The organism is Actinomadura sp. NTSP31, from assembly GCF_041951385.1.
In the GTDB taxonomy this organism is placed as follows: Bacteria; Actinomycetota; Actinomycetes; order Streptosporangiales; family Streptosporangiaceae; genus Spirillospora; species Spirillospora napierensis.
The window spans coordinates 33,195-51,564 of the sequence record NZ_JBGNUT010000001.1 but is presented as its reverse complement, the minus strand read 5'-3'; the positions used below and the strand labels follow the sequence as shown (position 1 = coordinate 51,564).

The window sequence follows — 18,370 nt, the reverse complement described above, 5'->3', positions numbered from 1 at the left end:
AGGGCCGTCACAGGTCGGTGGGATCGATCGGTCGCGGGTCGCTCGGCCCGGCGCTGCCGCGCCGGGTCCGGATCACCAGGGACCGGCCGCGCATGCCGCCGCCCTGGCTGGTGCGGTGCAGCCGCCCGAGCGCGAGCCGGTCGGGCCGTCCGGGATAGGACGCCGCCAGCGCGGCCGGATCGTCGGCGCGCATCATGCCGTGGTAACGCATCAGCACCGCGCCGAGCAGCAGCTTGTCGGCCAGGACGCCGCTGAGCGCGGCCTGGGTGGGACGGACCGCGACGGCGAACGGGACGGTGACCGACGGCGGCGGCGGGGTGCCCGCGCTCGCGTCGCGCACGGCCGCGATCAGCTTCTCGACGGCGTCCGCGAACTCGGGGAAGCGGGCCCAGCGGCGCAGCGCGGCGATGTCGTCGCCGCTCATCGCGCCGGTCCAGGTGATGCCGGTGTACTGGGTTCCGGGTGCGTTGCGCGCGAGCCCCACCTTGTCGTGGAGCTCGGCCGGGATCTGCTCGGGCCCGGCGGGGATCCCGACGCGGACGACGGCGTCCGGGCCCGCGCCGGCGGCCCGGGTGATGATCTGCGCGACCGCGCCGGTGAAGGCGCTGTCGCCGGGGAGGCGCCGCAGGTCCGCGGCGGCCGCGTCCGAGGGGCCCTGCCAGACCAGGGTCAAGGTCGGCGCGGGCAGGAAGTCGATGAGCGCCCGGAACCGGTCGGGCAGGTTCGCGGCGGGGGCGCTGACCGGCTCGGTGGTGTACCAGCCGTCGAACAGGTCCCGGATCTTGGCCGCGTCCGGTTCGCGCATCAGCTGGACCAGGGCGTCGCGATCGCCCTTGGTCATCACTCCGGCGAGCAGCAGCCGTCCGTGCGCGTCGACGGCGACCCGGTTGCGGGTGTCGAGCGGCAGGTCGCTGACGTCGTAGCCGGTGCTCAGGTGCTCCTCGCTCACCTGGACGAGGTCGACCGCCAGCGGGAAGTCGCCGAGCGCGCCGGCCGGAGGCGCCAGCGTCGTCCGCGCCACCAGGAAGCGTTTGCCGAGCTGGCGGTGGGTGAACTTCCGCGCTACCGGGTCGTAGAAGCACTCGGCCTGCACCTCGATGTTGCCGCTGAACAGCTCGACGATCTGGTAGACCACCTCGGGGTCGGGCAGGGCGCCCGGCTTGCGCGCCGTGGCGGCACCGCCCGCGGCGTCGGGCGCCTCCGCGGGCCAGCGCTGCTGGGCCTCGTCGGGCAGGCTGTCCCAGAACCGGCGCAGCGGGATCGTGACGGTGCGGACGCGGGTGTCCTGCTGGAACTGGTCGTCGGCGTGCGGCAGGGGCGGGAACGGCGGCAGCCGGTGCCACACGATGTCCGTTCCGCTGACGGTGGCGCTCGGCAGCGGTGAGCGGTAGGTCAGGTCGCGCTGGGTGACGCCGTTGACCGGCGACACGGTGCCGTCGGTCTGGGCGATCACCAGCAGGCGGTGCTCGTAGTAGAACGGCAGGGCCCGCCACTGCAGGGCGAGGACGCCCTGGGAGAAGTCGCCGACGCGCTCGGGCAGGTCGAGGCCGCGCAGCTCGTCCTGGTCCGTCGTGCCGTCCAGGACGAGATGGTCAGGCGCGCCGGGCAGGGCGTCCGGGATGGGCGGGTAGACGTCCTCGACCAGGCGGACGGGCAGCTCGCGCTGGTGGTCCTCGGCGAAGCCGCGCACCCACGCGTACCAGTCCGAGTAGCCGAAGCGGCGCAGCAGGGTGAAGGCGACCTGCCGGAAGGCGAGCCGGCGGAGCAGGGTCTGGTTGCGCTCGGCCAGGGTCTGCTCGTGGTGCTGGGCGACGATCACCTCCCAGATCGCGCCGGGCGCGGGCGGACGCGCCGGGGTGGCCGGCTCGTCCAGCCGCCGCGAGCCGAGGATGAGCGGGGCGTCGACGGCCTGCGTGCGGTCGAGCACCACGTCCAGTCCGCCCGCGGCGGGATCCACCTGCACGGCCGGGGTGTCGGCCTCGGTGGCCGCGCGGCCGGGGAACAGCGTGGGGGAGCGGCGCAGGCTCTGCCACAGGAGGTCGTAGCGGCCGTACGGCTGGAGGTAGTAGCGCAGCGTGTGCGCCCAGCGGTCCTCGATCAGCTGCGTGTAGGTCAGGCGCCCGTCGGCGTCGGGCGTGGCCGGCGCGGGCGAACCGGCGCGCGGGTAGGCCGTGGCGGTCCAGGGACCGGCGCCGGTCGCGCCGAGGCCGTCCGGTCCGACGTCCACCGCGCCGCTCCCGTCGAAGAACCGCGCCGTCCAGGCGAGGACGTCGGGCAGCGCCTTGGCGATCCCGGCCGCGTCGGCGGGGAGGGCGACCCTGCCCGAATCGGGCACCTTGGGGTCGTTGCTGTTCAACGTCTCCAGGTAGTACTTGAGCCGCATCCACTGGACGTGCTCGGGGACGCCGTCGCCCGGCGCGGTGAACGCGGCGGCCAGCGCGTCGGTCGCGACGGTGAAGTGGTGGGTGCGCTCGTCGGTCGGGCTGAAGTCCTCGGTCCGGACCGTCCCGGCCAGGTTCTCCGCGGCCGGCAGGTCGGCCGCGGCGAGCGAGGGGCGCAGCAGCGTCAGCTGGTCGGCGCTGAGCAGGGTGCGGGCGCTGAGCAGCTTGCGGCCGGGGTCGTAGTCCAGCAGCGGCGCGATCGCCGGGTCGAACGGCGTGGGATCGGTGGTCAGCCGGGCCTGCGGACGGACCTCGATCGTCGCGGGCAGCGTGGCGCCGCGCAGCAGCAGGGCCGTCTCGCCGTTGAGCGGCAGCCGGATCGTGCGGGCGATCGGCGCGGGCCGCGGCTCGAGCTCCTGCTGCCCGGCGCCGCCGTCGGGCCGGGTGACCAGGCTGCACGGCGCGGAGAGGGTGAAGCGCACCTCGACGTCGGCGTTGGAGCGTCCGGTGAGGGTGACGGCGCGGTAGCGCAGCCGCTGCCGTACGGCCGGCCGCAGGCTGATCTGGACGAGCGCCAGCAGGTCGTCGCCCGCGGCCGGACGCTCGCCGAGCTGGATGCTGCGTCCCGGCTGGAACAGCAGCTCGACGTGCAGATGCCGGCGCAGTGCGGCGAAGGCCGCGGCGTCGGGGTCGGCAGGGGTGCTCTCCAGGCGTGCGAAGAGTTCCTTGAGCAGTTCCAGCAGTTTCGGGCCGCGCACGGCGCCGGTGCCGGGGTCGTGGAGGCTGAACGTCACCGACAGTCCGAGACGTTGCAGCGCGCCCCAGCCGTAGCGGTCGGCGCCCGGTGGGCAACTGGCCAGGAAATCGGCCAGGTCGTTGGGCAGCGTCGGAGGGCTGAGCTGCAGGGCGGCGGCGTAGCCGTCGGCGACCCGGCCCTGCGGGTCGGTGACGCTGCCGGGGCGCAGCGCGCGCAGTCGCTCCACCAGGCGTTCCAGCAGCGGATGCAGCGGCGTTTCGCGCTTGCCGCCGGGCTGGGTGACGCCCTGCCATTCGGGCCATTCCAGGTAGGAGTCCTGCCAGGAGTACCAGGGACCGCGCTCGTCCTGCACGCCCTGGGCGGACGGGTCGGGCGGACGGCGCCGCTGGACGGCCCCGGGGTACCACGCCTCCCACTGACTGGTGTTGAGCGTGTCGCCGGGCACCAGCGCCAGGTCGTCGGCCGGGAGCATCTGGACCTCCTGCCGCGGCCGCAGCTCGGCGGCGAGCCGGGCGGCGCTGGCGAAGGTGTCGGTGGTGGCCGCGTCGATGTCCAGTTCGTACAGCCGGTAGCCGGCGTTCAGCTCCAGGGGGTAGGCGGCGTCGCCGCTGGGCCCTTGGTTCCAGCGGAACCGGATCGCCCGGATGCCCTGGGGATGCGGCCGGAACCCGACGCCCGCGCCGATGTCGCCGGTGAACACGAACGGCGGCGGGCCGCCGGGTGCGGTGCCGGGCAGCGGCATGGGCGCGTGCGCCAGGCCCGGCTCGGCGCGTTCGTCCTCGGGCCGGACGACCGCGAAGCCGGTCGGGCGCGGCAGCCACTCCAGCTCGGCCGGGCGGCGTTCCTCGCGCGGATTGCCCGAGTGCTCGATGCGGTCGGTCGGCGCGGGCGTGGTGGGCGGCGCGGCGACCGCTTCGGCGGCGAGCAGGAGCTGCACCGGCGCCAGGGCCGACGGCACGTCCCGGTCGGAGATCGTCTGGAAGAACACCCGCCACGCCTCGGGACGCCAGGCGCCGTCCGGCAGCACGCCCGCGTCCCGCAGCGCGGCGACCGGGACCACCGCCGCGCGCGCACCGGGCGGCCCGAAGACATGGTCGAGATCGATCTTGATGTCGGTGGGCAGCGGCCGGGCGTTGGAGGTCGGCAGCCCGGCGGTGCGGCCGCGCTGGGTGGTGCTGTCCAGGCCGTAGGAGCCGATCGGGACGGTGCTCTCGCGGCGGAAGACCAGCCGGTAGGTGCGGATCGGCACGGCCGGACCGTCCTGGCGGGCCGCCTCGCTCCACTCGACGTAGACCTGGCGCGGCTCCATCACCTGCGGGGTCACCGCGCCGGCCGGGGCCAGGTCGGACGGGGCGATGCTGTAGCCGACGGTGAGGTCGCCGTCCACCGGCACCGCCGGGGGTGTGGTGGGGTAGCGGGTCGCGATGAGGGTCAGCGGGCGTCCGGCGTTGCCGGCGAAGTCGACCGGCGTGATGGTGTAGACGTAGCCGCGTCCCTCGCGCGGCAGCGCGGCGCGGTCGGCGGCGGTGTCGGGGAAGTGGTCGACCACCTGGAAGCGCGGCTGGAGCTGCGACAGGGTGTCGGTCGGCGTGACCTGGCCCGCCGCGGCGACGTCGGTGGTGTGGCGGTGCAGCACCTTGACCGGTTTGACCGTGGTGGTGCGCTCGGCCTCGTCACCGTCCAGGGCGCGCCGGCGCACCAGGTAGTGGGCCAGGTGGTGGTCGGGGTCGTTCTGGACGCGGCTGACCCCCGGAAGTGCCTGGCGCTGCCAGCTCAACTCCCAGGCCAGGGCCACGGTGCTCGCGTCGGTGTACTGGCGCACCTGCTGGAACTCGGGCGGGAACAGGTCGAACTGGGCCTGGGCGACGTTGAAGGACCGCACGTCCTTGCCGGTGCCGCCGGGGGCGGTGGCGTCGGGCCGTTCGCGCTGGCTGATGGACGGCTGGGCGTCCAGGCCGGTGGCGACCTGGTCGAGCCAGGCGGGACGGCGGTCGGTGGCGGTGCGCACCGCGAACACCAGGCCCATCTGGAAGGCCAGTGACCCGGCGGCCAGCACGGCGCGCCTGGCCGGGTCGGGCTCGGCGTGGAAGGCGCGCAGGTCGGCGATGATGTCGTGGATGATCACGCCGCGCAGCTGGTGGGCCTGCTGGTCGGCCTGGACGGCGCCGACCGTGCCGGGGTCGCCGTCGTCCTGCGCGGTGCCGTCGGCGGCGTAGATCGTCGTGCGCGGGTCGAACGCGGCCTCCAGCAGCTGCTCGTAGAGCTCCTGCGGGTCGCGCTTGAGGTAGGGCGAGCCGCCGAACTGCTCGTACGCTCCGCGGACGGCCGCCTCGTAGGAGCTGTCCGAAGGGTTCTGCACGCGCGGGTCGTCGACCGGCGGACGGTGGCCGGGCAGCGCACCGGGATCGCCGACCGGGTGCGCGACCGCGGTGTCCCCCGCGCCGGTGTAGGTCTGCTTGAAGGCGTTGCCGAGGTGCTGGGCCAGGCTGAGCCCGTCCTGCAGGGGCGCGGGGTCGCTCGCCTGGCCGGTGGTCGGGTTCACCACACGGCGCTCGGCCGAGCCGCCGGTGTACAGCCGCGCGGCCCAGTTCACCGCCCAGGTGATCGGGTTGCCGGCGGTGACCGCGCCGGTCACGTCGACGAACTGCGGCGTGGGCAGGGGTTCGAAGTGCCGCAGGGTGTAGCTCTCGCCGGCCGCCGGCTTCGGGACGCGCAGCGAGAAGTCCTTGCCGACCGCGGTGCCGTCGGCGGGCGGTGGCGGCAGGAATCCGAGTTCGGGCTCGGCGATCGGGAAGCCGTCCTCGTCCGGGATCAGCCGTCCCTGCGCGTCCCGGTGCAGCCGTTCGGCCTGCGGCAGCAGGACGAAGTAGATCTGGTGGTCGGCGTCCCAGCTCGGCGCGTCGCGCAACACGAACAGGACATATCCGGGCACGTGGAACACATCGGGAACCGGTGCGGCCGCCCGCTCGCCGATCACGGCCGCCAGGGCGCGCGGCGGCAGGGCGGCACGGCGCGCGCCGAGTGCGGACGTGAACTGCGGCGCGGCGTGCATCGCGCCGCCGGTGCCCGGCACCGGCTCGACCTCGGTGGCCTCCAGCCCCAGCGACAGGAACTGCCTGGTCCGGTCGAGGGCCGCCTGGACGTTCCCCTCCTCGAAGGCGATCTTGACGGTGGCCTGCAGGCTGTGGCCGCAGCAGGAGACGCCGACGGTGCCGGTGCCGCGCACGCCGGGGATGCTCAGCCCCTTGACGCCGATCTCCAGGCCCGCGCTGAAGGTGATCTCGAGGCTGAACCGGAACGACAGCCGGATGGTGGTGAACACCAGCGGGATCTTGATCCAGAACTCGATGGCGAAGGAGACCTGCACCTCCAGCCCGATCGCGCCGTAGACGGCCGAGTCGTTCAGCGGGTCGCGGAAGTCGACCACGCCGATGTAGCGCGCCCCGAACGCCACCCGCGCGGTGGCACTGATCCGCACGCCGACCAGCCCGAGGTCCACGCCGGCGCTGAGCTCGAGCCGTCCGCGCGCGAGGAAGCTGGTGCCGAGCACCAGCTCGGTGCTGGAGACGCGGAAGATGAACCCGCCCTCGACCTCGACGGCCAGCGGACCGAGCGTGGTGTGCCAGCGCAGCATGTTGGGCCAGCCGAGCTCGTAGTGGAACAGGCCCGGTTCGATCAGCAGGGTCGCGGAGAAGCGGCTGCTGGCGATCGCGTCGCGGACGAAGTCGGGCAGCGGCGGGTGGACGCCCGGCTTCCCGCCCTCCGGCTTGGAGATGTGGGCCAGGAAGCGCTTCTGCCGCGGGGACAGCAGCACGAAGCCGCTGAGGATCGGGTTCTCGCGGGCGCCGTCCTTGTTGTTGACGTAGTCGGCGTAGTTGGTGTTGAACCAGCCGCGGACCGCCATGAAGAAGGTCAGGTCGCTGCGGAACGCGATGATCGCGTCGACGAGGAAGACGCAGGCCAGGTCGGCCTCGGCGAACGCGTCGTAGCGCAGCGGCGAGACCGAGGCGGAGGTCTGCGAGATCATCGCGCGGAGCACGATCGTCCAGCGCGGGTCCTGGCCGGCGTCCTCCAGGTCCACCGCCCAGCGGTCGCGCTTGGACAGGTCCCCCTGGGTGCGCGAGAGGCCCTCCAGGGTCTTCAGCAGCTTCTTCACATCGTTCTCGGCGTCGGCGGCCTTGATCGACGCGATGGTGAAGCGGTAGCCGAAGCCCATCCCGATCTCGCGCAGGTAGATCTGGATGACCGGGATCATGAAGCTGACCTGGCGGATCTCCAGGTAGAGGAACCAGGCCCGCAGCCAGGGCGAGCCGGGGCCGCGGCGCACGCGCAGGAACCCGAAGCTGGCCGCGATGGTCGGCAGCCCCTGGATCTGCACCATGCCCTCGCCGACCAGCCCGGTCTGGTCGGGCTCGTCCACGAAGTCGACGACGCCGCTCAACCGGAACGCCGCGCCGATGGCGAGGTTCACCGGCAGGCGCGTGAAGTGGATGCGCGGGACGAACTCGCCCGGCGCCGGGAGGCCGACGAACATCTCGTGGTAGTCGGGCCGCGAGTCCGGTGTGTCGCCGGGGCCCTGCGCGAACTTCAGCTGGCCGGTCACCTGCATGGCCCCGTCGCCGTCGAAGAACTCGCACTGCGGGACGAACCCGACCGCGCGCAGCTCCATCTCGAAGCAGCCGAGGAAGTTGAACGTGACCGGCTTGGGCAGCTCGACCAGGAACTTCACGTGCTTGGCGATGACCTTGGCGTCGCCGGTGAGCGGGCACTGGACCAGGTCGATGCGGATCTTGCCGAGCAGCGCCAGCGGCCCGTCGGCGTCGTCGCCGGGGGCCAGGACGAACCGGGCGGAGCCGGTGATGGTGAAGTACAGGTGGAAGGCGCCGTCGTCGACGAACCGCAGGCCCAGCGCGTCCACCGAGAACTGGAAGCGCGTCCCCTTGCAGTCCAGGAGCTTGACACCGCGCAGGTTCGCCGCGCCCTGCACCAGGGTCAGGTTGCCGCCGTCGCGCTGCGCGAACTGCAGGGCGATGTCGGCGGTGGCGTCGCCGACCAGGTCGGGCGGCAGCGGACCCGACCCGGCGAGGGTGAAGTCGGCGATCCGGTTCTCGCGGATCGAGAAGCCGCTGTCGGTGAAGCGGAACCGCGTGCGCAGCCCGTTCAGCCGGGCCGGCCGGTCGGTGACCGTGGCCGAGAGGTTGACGCCCTTCGGCGTCAGGGCGAAGTCCCGGACGCCGAAGGTGATCGGCTCCTCGCTGGCGCGGGTGAAGTCCAGCTCCAGCACCGCCCCGTCCGGCTGCTGGAGCTGGTAGTGGTAGTCCTTGGTGGCCAGGGTGAAGTAGTGGAAGGTCTTGTCGCCCAGGTCCTTGCCCCTGAACCGCCAGCGCAGCCCGAACAGGTCGGGGAACTCCCGCTCGGCCTGCGTCGAGCGCAACGCGATCCCCTGGTCGTGGTCGACCTTGAGCGCGAAGGTGCTCAGGTCGAAGGTCAGCCGGCACAGCAGGTCGAGGCTGAGGCTGAGAACCCGCACCCGCACCCCGAGGTCGAAGCTCACCGCACCTTGCGGCAGCGTGATCGGCAGCCCGGTGAGCGGCGTGTCGGTGTAGAGCTGAAGGAACTGCGAGTCGGTGCCCTGGCCCTGCTTGAGGAACGGCAGGGTGAACGCGCCGCCGCCCGCGTCGATGTTGACGCTCAGCTGGGCGCTCCAGCCGGTCCCGAGGTCGGCCGGGTCGAAGACCACCGGGGTGCACAGGGTGGCCGGGTCGTTGAGGTCCAGCGGTGGAATCGGCGTGGTGAGCTGCCGGAAGAAGCCGGGCAGCTTCGGCGCGCCGAGCGTGACGTCCAGCAGCACCAGGCTGCGCGGCCCGCCCGCCGGTTTGAGGGTGACGGCGAACAGCGGCTTGTCGGGCGGCTGCGGCGGCTCGTCGTTGTGCAGCTCCCGGTCGCCGTCGCGGCCCCAGGCGAAGGTGCTGCCCGCCGTCACCGGGTCGTCCCCGGTGAGGGTGACGACCAGGGCGGCGCGGCTCAGGCTCGTTCCCTGCCGCATGAGCAGCACCGAGAAGCGGCTGGACGACGGGACGGACACGCTGAGGCCGGGGAGCGCGAACGTCGCGCCGGGGGCGGCGGCCTGCCAGTCCAGGCGCACCTCTTCCAGACCGTCCCCGATGATGAGGCGCAGCGTGACCTGCTGGTCGCCCGCCGGGCTGCGGTCGCCGAGGTTGGGGATGAACCGGCCGAGCAGTCCGCTGAGGCCGCCCTCGGTCCACCGCATCACCACGCACGCCTTGCCGCCGGAGCGCTGGAACCCGACCGCGGCGCTGTCGATCACGACCCCGGTGTCGCCGATCGACACCGGGTACGGCAGCTGAGCGGCGAAGGGAGTGTCGAAGGCGACGCCGTCCTTGCTCGCGCGGCCGCTGAGCTTCGGTACCGCGATCTGGACGAAGGGACGTCCGGGATCGGGCTCGTAGCGCGCGTCGCCGCCGGTCGACACCTTGCGCATGGGACGCAGCACTTTGGGATCGAAGCGCAGCGCGACCGGCACGTCGGTCATGCGCAGCACCGTCTGCGGCAGGATGTCGATCTCCAGGCCCAGCTCGGTGGACGCGCCGTCGCCGCTCGTCGGGGCCAGCACCAGGCTCACCGCGTCCACGCCGGGCAGCCCCAGCACCAGTTCCCGCTCGAACAGCAGGCGGGTGGTCAGGTTGACCTCGCCGGGCTTGGCGGTGGTCTGCGGCGGCTCGATCCAGACGTGGTCGAGCACGGCGGGGTCGGACGGCCTGGGCAGGAAGGCCGGCCACTTGCTGCCCATGAACTCGTTGAGGGTGACGAACATAGTGCTGCTGCTCATGGCAGGCACCCTCCCCAGGCCTGGCGCGAATCGACGTCGGCGTAGCGGTCGTAGCGGTCCTGCTCTTTGTCGCTGAGCACCGTCTCGGCGGTGGGGAGCGTGACGGGTGTGACGGTGGCGGGCAGGGTCACCCCGCTGCCGGGCGACCCCCAGGTGCTCTCCCACACGTTGAGGGCCTTGTCCAGATCAGCGATCTTCTGCTGGTCGGCGGAGGTGAGCAGCCCGAAGTGGTCGCTCCACAGCTGCGTCCGGTACTGCTGGGCCAGCACGTCCTCCTCGTCCAGCAGGCCAACCGCGTGCTCGATGTCGCTGTAGAGGCTGCGGCGAAAAGAGTTGGCCGAGCCGATGAGCGCCCAGTGGTCGTCGACGATCGTGCTCTTGGTGTGCACGATCAGGTTGCGGCTGAACATGCGCACCCGGCCGAGCTGCTGGGGATTCAGGTCATGGAGCAGGCCCTTGAACAGCGCGACCTTGGCGTACGGGGGAAAGTGCGGGTCGTTGGGATCGGCTACGCCGGTCACCAGCAGCACCTTCAGGCCGTCCCGGGCCTTGAGCGCCTGGTTCAGCCAGATCATCACCTCGGTCGACCAGAACCCCTGGTCCTCGATGTAGACGTACTTCTCGGCGGTGAGGACGGCGTTGAACCAGGCCGAGTGCACCTCGAACAGCCCGTCCGGCGCGAAGGAGATCTTCTTGTTCTCCGGCAGGATGTTGAAGGTCGTGTAGTTGAACCGCGGCACGGTCCGCAGCGACTGGACGTGGTGCCTGCCCACCGGCGTGGTGGGCAGCGTGCGCGCCGGCGCCTCGGGCGTGGTGGCCATGTGGCTGACGATCTTCTCGTCGCCGTAGCGGAAGGACCGGATCTCCCGCGCCCTGACCTCGTTCCACATGTTGCGGTACAGGTCGTACATCGCCTGCACCGCCGGGCCCTCGACCTTGGCCTGCACGTCGTGCCACTGCCCCTGGGGATGAGGCTGGGAGCCGTGGCGGTCGCCCACCAGGTCGAGCCCGCCGGTGTAGCCGAGGGCGCTGGTGCCGTTTCCGACGAGCACCATCTTGGTGTGCACCGCCCCGGCCGAGTGGGAGATGATGTTCAAGATGGCCTTGTCCGACAGCGCGGGCACCTTGCGCAACTCGCGGATCGAGGCCATGGTGCCCACGTTGACGTCGCGAATCGCGGCCGCGCCCTTCTGGATCGCCGCGGTCAGGACGAAGTAGTCGGCCATGACCGAGAACGAGATCCAGCCCAGCACCCGGACGTCGACACCGGCCGCCGCCTTGGCCTTGAGCACGTCGGCCAGGTGGTTCGCGGCGCCGGGGCCGTTCAGGGAGAACGGGTTCTCCAGCCCGATCGAGGGCCCGACCGAGGCCCCCGTCGAGCCGGGCGCGGGGTTGACCTTGCCGCCCACCAGATGCAGCCACCAGCCGGCGATGTAGACGAACTGCCCGGCGTTCTCGGCCGGCGTCCCCTGGCCCAGGGCGGCGATCTGCCCGGCGAGGTCGGTGAAGTAGGTGGCGCCGTCGATCAGCGGGGTGACCCGGCAGCCCCCGAAGGTGGCCGGGAGCGGCTCCGAAGGGGGAACGGTGTCGTCCGGCTGAACGAAGTACTTCTTCATCAGCGCATCGATATCAGCCACCAGAAAGCCCCCCGAGAGCTATATACGCGACTCCACGATCCAGCATTCGGGCAGCAGAAGACGGCGACCGGTCATTGGTCCCCAGCGGCAGCCGAGCTGCAGGAATGATCAAGATGAAATCAACGGTGAAACAACTTTCACACGTGACCCCCACCCCGGACAACGGTTCGGCCTAATCCGGACGGCGACCATGCCCAGCCGCGCGGCCACGCCAACGTGACCCTCGAGCCGCTTGTTTTCGCGCCGCGCACCCCTTGCCGGCGCGTGGCCTGTTCCGTTGCTCGACAAATACGAAAAACATTTACATAAAAGGACTTTTGATCATGTATCCGCCGGGCCCAGGGAGGTCCCGCCGGGAGGCGGTGCCCGATACCGCCGGCGAGGAGGCGCGTGAATCACTTCCGGCCGGCGCCGCACAGCCCGGCAGGCATTTGATCAACGCGTCGCGTCCGGCGCGGCTGACGGCGAATTCCTGCCGGGCCCATTCCAACGGAGTGCCGAGGTCGCGGCCCCCGTTGAGGATCAGCGTCGGCAGGCGCTCGGACGGGTTGGAGTTGAGCGGCGCAGGCAGGTCTAGACGCCGCTCTGCGGCAAGCGCGACCGCCGGGCGCACCCCACTACCGTCCGACCAACACACCAACCGGCGCCAGGTAAGCCGGGCTTCATCGAACCCCGGGGCAGCTCAAATGTGCCGTGCAAGAGTGACCGGTTCGCCACAGAGGTCGAAGGCGACGAGCGGTCCGCTCCGCCTGGCAAGAGACCGGCTTACTGATCGTTTCAGAATGAGGCTGTCACAGCCGAGGCAGCGGTGTGGAGCGCGCGATGCGGAATCCCACGTCGTCGATCCGGAAGGTCGGGTGGCTGCGCCGCCGCACCGACGCCCGGCAGCTCCAATGCTCGTCGGCCCATCCACCACCACGGAGGACGCGATAGGCGCCATACACCTCGGCGTCGTAGACGTCCCAGCACCAATCCCAGACGTTGCCGAGCATGTCGTACAGGCCCCAGGCGTTGGGCTGCTTGCCGCCCACAGGGTGGATCTGCCCATCCGAGTTGCCCCGGTACCAAGCGACCTCGTCGAGCTGGCCGTACCGCGGGCCGGTGGTGCCCGCACGACAGGCATGCTCCCATTCGGCCTCGGTCGGCAGCCGGTACCCGTCTGCGGAGGCGTCCCATTCGGCCGTCTCAGCGTCGGCATGGAGGTGATACGCGGGCGTCAGCCCCTCACGCTGGGACAACGCGTTGCAGAACTGGATTGCGTCCCACCACGAAACGCCCTCGACGGGCAGCCGGTCGCCTTGGGCGCTACTCGGCCGCTGACCGGTGACCTGTGCGTACCACGACTGCGTAACCGGGAACGCCGCCATCTGAAACGGCGCGACCTCGGCCGGCCAACTGCTCTGCGTCCGCCGGTCCGACAGCGTCACCCGTCCCGCCGGGACGGCAACCATCTCGTTTCTCGTCCCTGCGCCCACAACAGGCCACCCTATTGGCGTCTTCCCATCGCTCTACCGAACTGTCCGAGGGGCGCTGCGGAGGCGACGGAGGCAGATAATGCCGCAGGCCAGTTCCAGCAGAGCTTGGTGAAGGTCGGCTCTGCGTTCGTAGCGGATGCGGCAGTTAGACGAAGGCGTCGAGAAGGCGCGCCAGCTCTACGGGCCTGTCGCCTTGGACCGAGTGGCCCGCGCCGTCCACGGTCTCGATTCGTGCATGCGGGACGAGACGCGAGAACTGAGCGATGTCGTCGGGGGAGACGACACCGGAGAGCGAGCCCCGGACCAGCATCGTCGGCACCTTCACCGTCGTGAGGTCGTCCCAGAGGCCCTCGAAGGCGAGGCGGTCGCCGGGCGGTCGCAGGCGGTCGTACCGCCATTGCCACGTGCCGTCTTCGCGGCGCCCGGCGTTGTGCATGATGCCCCTGCGGAGCGAGCTGACCGATCTGCTCGGGTTGAAGTGGATCGTCCGCTCCAGTAGCTCGTCCAGGGAGGCGAACGTCTGGGGGCCGTCGACGAACGCCGCGATGGGAGCGGCCTTCTCCAGGTTCACCCCCGGCGTGACGTCCACGACGACAAGCTTGTGGACCAGTGCGGGGTAACGCGCGGCCAGGCGGATCGCTGTGAGGCCGCCCAGCGACATGCCCACGACCGATTCGGCCTCCGGAGCGAGCCGTTCGATGACCGTGGCGATCGCCTCGGCGTTGCGGGCGGGCCAGTAGTCCCGGTCCTCGCGCCAATCGGAGTGCCCGTGTCCAGGCAGGTCGATGGCGACCAGAGGGTGGTCGAGAGCCAAGGCGACGGTGTCCCAGGTGTGCGCGTTCTGCGCACCACCATGCAGCAACACGGTGCGAGGAGATCCACCGCCCCAGACCAGGGCGCTCACGCGCTGCCCGGCGCCGACCTCGACGAACTCGCGCCGCACCGTCGGTGGCCCCGTCCAGGGCAGCCCGGCCTCCCGGACGTTCTCCTCAAAGAACCCGAACTCGTCATAGTCCATGTGCCCACTTCATCACGAACCGGCCGTCGGCCGAGGCATGGCTGCCAGGGCGCTGAAGCTCGGCGAAGCCCGATGCCGCACTGGAAGACCGGTGAAGAGCGACTGCACCGAAGTGCACTTCGGCGAGGCAGGAAGGGCCGAGGAAGATGACCGATACCATCCCCGAGCGAGTCACCGTTCGGGTCCTGCTCAACGTCGGCGACACCGCCCTCTTGGTCGCCCCCGACCACGATTACCGGGACCCGGTGCGGGTGCCCGCCGCCGATATCGCGTCCGACGCCGGCCTTCCCAAGAACGAGCTGCCGGGCCGGAGGTTCACCGCCGTGCGGGACGGCGAGGGGTTCCGCTGCTACCGGCTGGTGGACGACCCGCGGCTGTGAGGCCACGGCGCGCGCGGGCCCCCCCAGCTCGTGCCGGTCAGGACGCGCCGACGCCAGTGCGGCAGCCCGCACGCCTCGACGAACCCCGGTATGCGACCCTGAGCCCGCCCTTACGCACCTTCGCGTACGCGCGGCCGAGCAGTTCGGCCGCCTCGACCTCGCCCAGGAGGTGCCCCGGGCGGCGCCGTCCCAGGATTCCTCTCCGCGTCACCTCGGGAGCCAACGCCTTCAGGCTCCCATCGACTTGCAGCGACTCAGTCAAGATGTTTCTGCAGGTCAGAGGGTTCCCGTTCGACATGGAGCTCGGCATGCTGCCGCACTCCGCGATCGCCCCGCTGCTGCTGCTCGGCGCCGTCGTCCTGTCCACCGGCGCTTCGATACTGGCGTTCCACGCGGCCGGGCTGCCGCGCACCGACCCGTCGGTGCTGACGCTCGGGCTGCTGTTCATGCTCGCGCTCGGCGTCGACTACACGGTCTTCCTCATGGGCCGGGCGCGCGAAAAGGTCGCCCGGCACGGTCGCGGCGGGCGGCGTACCGCGCGCGCCCAGCGCCACCGGCACCGCCATCACCGGTGCCGGCCTCGTTCTCGGGGCGACCTTCCTGGTGTTCACCGTGTCCCCGGTCGTGCTGAACATCCCGCTCGCTGACATCCGCCTCCGAGAAATCCTGAGGAAAGTGTCCTTCGGGAGCCTCGCCGATCGACCTGGGGCGCACGCTCGATCGTGTCGACGGCTACATCCTGCTGGTCGGCGAGTACAACCACGGATGCCCCGCCGTGCTCAAGAACGCCATGGATCACACGTTCGTGGAGTGGCGGCGCAAGCCCGTCGCCTTCGTCGGCGGGGCACGCGCGATCGAGCAGCTGCGACAGGTCGCCGTCGAATTCGAGACCGCGCCGCTGCGGCACGCCGTCCACATCCTGCCCGACGTCATGGTCCCCGCCATGCAGGCGACCGACGCCGCCGATGTCACCGCCGCCTTCGCGCCCCTCGGCCCCAACCTCAAGACCCTCGCAGAGGATCTGGCCTGGTGGACCGAGGCGCTCGCGCCGCCCGCAGCCGGGACTGAACCACAACACTTGGGTGCTGTGGCCCGGGCTCATACGGCGGTAGCGCTAGCGGTCCGCGGCGATCACCGGCCCGATTCCCGGGTAGTGACCGCTCCGAATGGTCGGAGCCGACGGCGCGCACCGCATTGGCCAGAACATCGTGGCTCAGCTGTTGGCTTGACGGCTTCTCATCCGCACAGCCGGCCTATGACGTGGTGTCGGCTTTTCGGGGGTGGGGGCGGTGCTCCATATTTCCGGTGGTGGTGACGTACCGGTATTCGCTTTGTGCTTCGCGGCCGGTAATGCGGTCGGCGAGCCAGTCCGCGATGGTGGATCGCCATGGTGGTCCGAGCACTGGTGCCATGGACTCGGTCATGGAGTGCCGGGCGCCTTGGTAAATCAGCAGGGTGGTGGGGGCCGGGCAGGTCGCGGCCAGCTCGTGCACCCAATCGACGGGGGACAGTTCGTCCGCCTCGCCGCCGACGACCAGCCATGGGACGGTCATCTCGCTGACGAGGGGACGCAGGTCGTAGCCGCTGACCATCTGGTCGAAGGCGGCTTCGTCGCTCAGGCCCGCCATCCACATGTGGCGGGCTTTGAAGGTGGGGCAGGCCTGCTCGAAGAGGGTGGCCGCGCCGGGTTCGAAGACCGGCAGGGCTGCCGCGCACCCGAGGAGCGCCGGTTGGGTCGCGGCGAGCTGGGTGATCCAGAAGGAGCCGAAACTCGTTCCCCAGCACACCAGCCGGTCGGCGTCGATGTCGGGTCTGTTCCGTGCCCAGGTCATCAGCGCTTCGCCGGCCTCGATCCAGGCGGTCGGCGTGACGTGTGCGCCGTGTATCGGGGCCTCGCCCTGGCCGGGGCCATCGAAGGCCAGGACTGCGAATCCGCGGGCGAGGAGTCCGTCTTCCTGTCTGGCGACCACGGTTTCCCGGGGAGCGTCCATGCCGCCGCAGGCAAGGACGGTCGGCAGCGGTGTGACGCCGTCGTGGCCGGGCGGGAGGTGAAGCCAGGCCGGCAGAGTCGTGTCCCGGAAAGGAATGTCGACGCGCTCCACCTGGTGGTGGGCGTGGGCGGCCCATTTGAGGTAGGCGGCGTTCTTGCGGGCGTCGATGTCGATGAGTTCTTGGGTGGTCTCCCAGATCGGCCAGCACGCCAGGGACCACAGCAGCGCGGCGGCGAACCAGTGCTCGCCTGCCGTGACGTGGTGGCCGTCGTCTTCGGCGGCCTGGGCCAGGCGCTCGCGCCGCAGGGCCACGGACCTCACGACGGGGACGAAGTCGGAGACCTTCCGCACTCTGGTCCGGATCTGCAGCATGTCCCCGGCGGCGCCGTCACCGCCGACCGGGCCGAGGGTGTAGGCCAGGCGTGGCTGGTCCCATTCGATTCCGCTGTTCCTGATCGCCTCTTCGACCAGCCATCGTTGTTCACGCCACCGGCGCGGCCCGGTGGAATGCGCTTGTGCGGGCAACTGCTCTCCAGACGGTAGGCGGACCCGGGACGGCCCGTCGCGTGCATGCGCCGCCCGCGGAAGGCCGACGAAGTCCGCTGCCGGCGCGCGGCTGCTCTGCATTGCGAATGCACATACTGTGCCTGAGCGGCAACGGAGGCCGGAAATCATTCTCCTGGATGGAGGGCATCTGGGAGACGAATGGTAATGGACCAATGCTGGAAGCATTCGGCTCACCGCATGCGCATTTAATGTCCTGGAGTCGGTTGCAAAGGCGGGCGGGTCATGGTGGGGCGGGACGCGGGTGCTGAAGGCATCGGGTTGCGAGGCGAGGTGTTCCGATGAGCGCGGGGGAGGGCCTGCTGGCCCGGGTGGTCCGCATTCTGGAGGTGTTCGGCCCGGAAGAGCCGGCTTTGCGGGTCACGGTCATCGCTCGCCGCACGGGTCTGCATGTGGCCACGGTGTCGCGGCTGGTGGAGGAGATGTGCCGGCAGGGGCTGCTGTCACGCGACGACGACCGGCGGGTCCGGGTCGGCATGCGGTTGTGGGAGCTGGCTTCCCGCACGTCTCCGACCCTCGGCCTGCGGGAGGCGGCGATGCCGTTCCTGGAGGACCTGCACGATGTCGTCGGTCATCACACGCAACTGGGAGTGCTCGAGGGGCGCGAGGCGCTGTTCGTCGAGCGTCTGTCGGTGCCCGGGTCGGTCGTGAGCGTCACGCGCATCGCGGGCCGGCTGCCCCTGCACGCCTCATCCGCAGGGCTCGTCCTGCTGGCGTGGGCCGCTCCGGAACTACGGGAGCAGATCCTTGCCGGACCGCTGAGGCGCTATACCGCGCAGACCCCTGACACGCCGGGCAGATTGCGGGCGGTCCTGGCGGACGTCCGGCGCGCAGGGTACGCGTTGTGCTCCGGCTACATCGACGAGCGGGCCACCGGGATCGCCGCCCCCGTCCGTGAGGCCACCGGCCGGGTCGTCGCCGCCCTGGGAGTGATCATCCCCAACGATCAGCAGGCTCGGGTGCACGTTCCCGCCGTCCGCGCGGCCGCCCGCGGAGCGTCCCGTGCGCTCGGCGCGGACCCCCGTTGATCTGCGCCATGTGACCGCAGTCACGACAATCCCTATCGCTGAGTGAGAATCCTATGGCCGACCCGGCGATTCCGGCCGCATTCTCGGTGCCAACCACCGCACCGAGGAGACTCGATGGTCCACATCCTCATGTGATCACCGCAGCACCCACCCCCATTCCGCGCCACCCCGACGCGGCCCGCTGATCGACAGATCGCATCGCTCCGGCCGGTTATCCGACCGGACGGTGGCGGCGCACTCCCTAATGGCCGTTCGGCTCGCGACCGCACACCGTCAGTCACGTAGTGCA

Annotated in this window: 9 protein-coding genes; 4 read left to right on the top strand and 5 right to left on the bottom strand. The window is 71.1% G+C overall.

The genetic code is table 11. From position 1 onward, the window contains the following. Positions 1 to 7 precede the first annotated feature (7 nt). The 4 genes from ACA514_RS00185 to ACA514_RS00170 all read right to left on the bottom strand — a co-directional run bounded on the left by ACA514_RS00185 (position 8) and on the right by ACA514_RS00170 (position 14,118). Positions 8 to 9,988, bottom strand: a complete 9,981-nt coding sequence (locus ACA514_RS00185; protein WP_375038871.1) for a hypothetical protein — start codon at positions 9,986 to 9,988, stop codon at positions 8 to 10. Continuing rightward, positions 9,985 to 11,625 carry a phospholipase D family protein gene (locus tag ACA514_RS00180; RefSeq protein ID WP_375038870.1) on the bottom strand — a complete coding sequence of 547 codons (1,641 nt, stop codon included), beginning with the start codon at positions 11,623 to 11,625 and terminating at the stop codon, positions 9,985 to 9,987. Before ACA514_RS00180 ends, ACA514_RS00185 begins: the two co-directional genes overlap by 4 nt. A gap of 791 nt (positions 11,626 to 12,416) precedes the next feature. Further along, positions 12,417 to 13,076, bottom strand: coding sequence for a formylglycine-generating enzyme family protein (locus tag ACA514_RS00175; protein ID WP_375039372.1), 660 nt, complete (start codon positions 13,074 to 13,076; stop codon positions 12,417 to 12,419). A gap of 169 nt (positions 13,077 to 13,245) precedes the next feature. After that, positions 13,246 to 14,118, bottom strand: coding sequence for an alpha/beta fold hydrolase (locus tag ACA514_RS00170; RefSeq protein WP_375038869.1), 873 nt, complete (start codon positions 14,116 to 14,118; stop codon positions 13,246 to 13,248). A gap of 146 nt (positions 14,119 to 14,264) precedes the next feature. On the opposite strand from ACA514_RS00170, the gene ACA514_RS00165 reads away from it, so the two are divergent. From ACA514_RS00165 to ACA514_RS00155, 3 genes are all read left to right on the top strand, one after another. Continuing rightward, complete coding sequence (locus ACA514_RS00165) at positions 14,265 to 14,498, top strand: hypothetical protein (protein WP_375038868.1); 234 nt, start codon at positions 14,265 to 14,267, stop codon at positions 14,496 to 14,498. A 263-nt stretch (positions 14,499 to 14,761) separates the two neighbouring features. Then, entirely contained in the window at positions 14,762 to 15,145 is a 384-nt protein-coding gene (locus tag ACA514_RS00160; RefSeq protein ID WP_375038867.1) for an MMPL family transporter, read from the top strand. Positions 15,146 to 15,195: 50 nt separating this feature from the next. Further along, positions 15,196 to 15,813: an NADPH-dependent FMN reductase gene (locus ACA514_RS00155; protein ID WP_375039371.1), complete on the top strand. Its 618-nt coding sequence runs from the start codon at positions 15,196 to 15,198 to the stop codon at positions 15,811 to 15,813. Here the strand turns inward: ACA514_RS00155 and ACA514_RS00150 are convergent. Next, positions 15,752 to 17,014, bottom strand: coding sequence for an alpha/beta hydrolase (locus ACA514_RS00150; RefSeq protein WP_375038866.1), 1,263 nt, complete (start codon positions 17,012 to 17,014; stop codon positions 15,752 to 15,754). The genes ACA514_RS00155 and ACA514_RS00150 overlap by 62 nt on opposite strands. 320 nt (positions 17,015 to 17,334) lie before the next feature. Here ACA514_RS00150 and ACA514_RS00145 point away from each other — a divergent pair, with 320 nt between their 5' ends. Then, positions 17,335 to 18,081 (top strand): IclR family transcriptional regulator, encoded by a 747-nt coding sequence (locus tag ACA514_RS00145; RefSeq protein WP_375038865.1) that lies wholly within the window; start codon positions 17,335 to 17,337, stop codon positions 18,079 to 18,081. Positions 18,082 to 18,370: the final 289 nt, after the last annotated feature.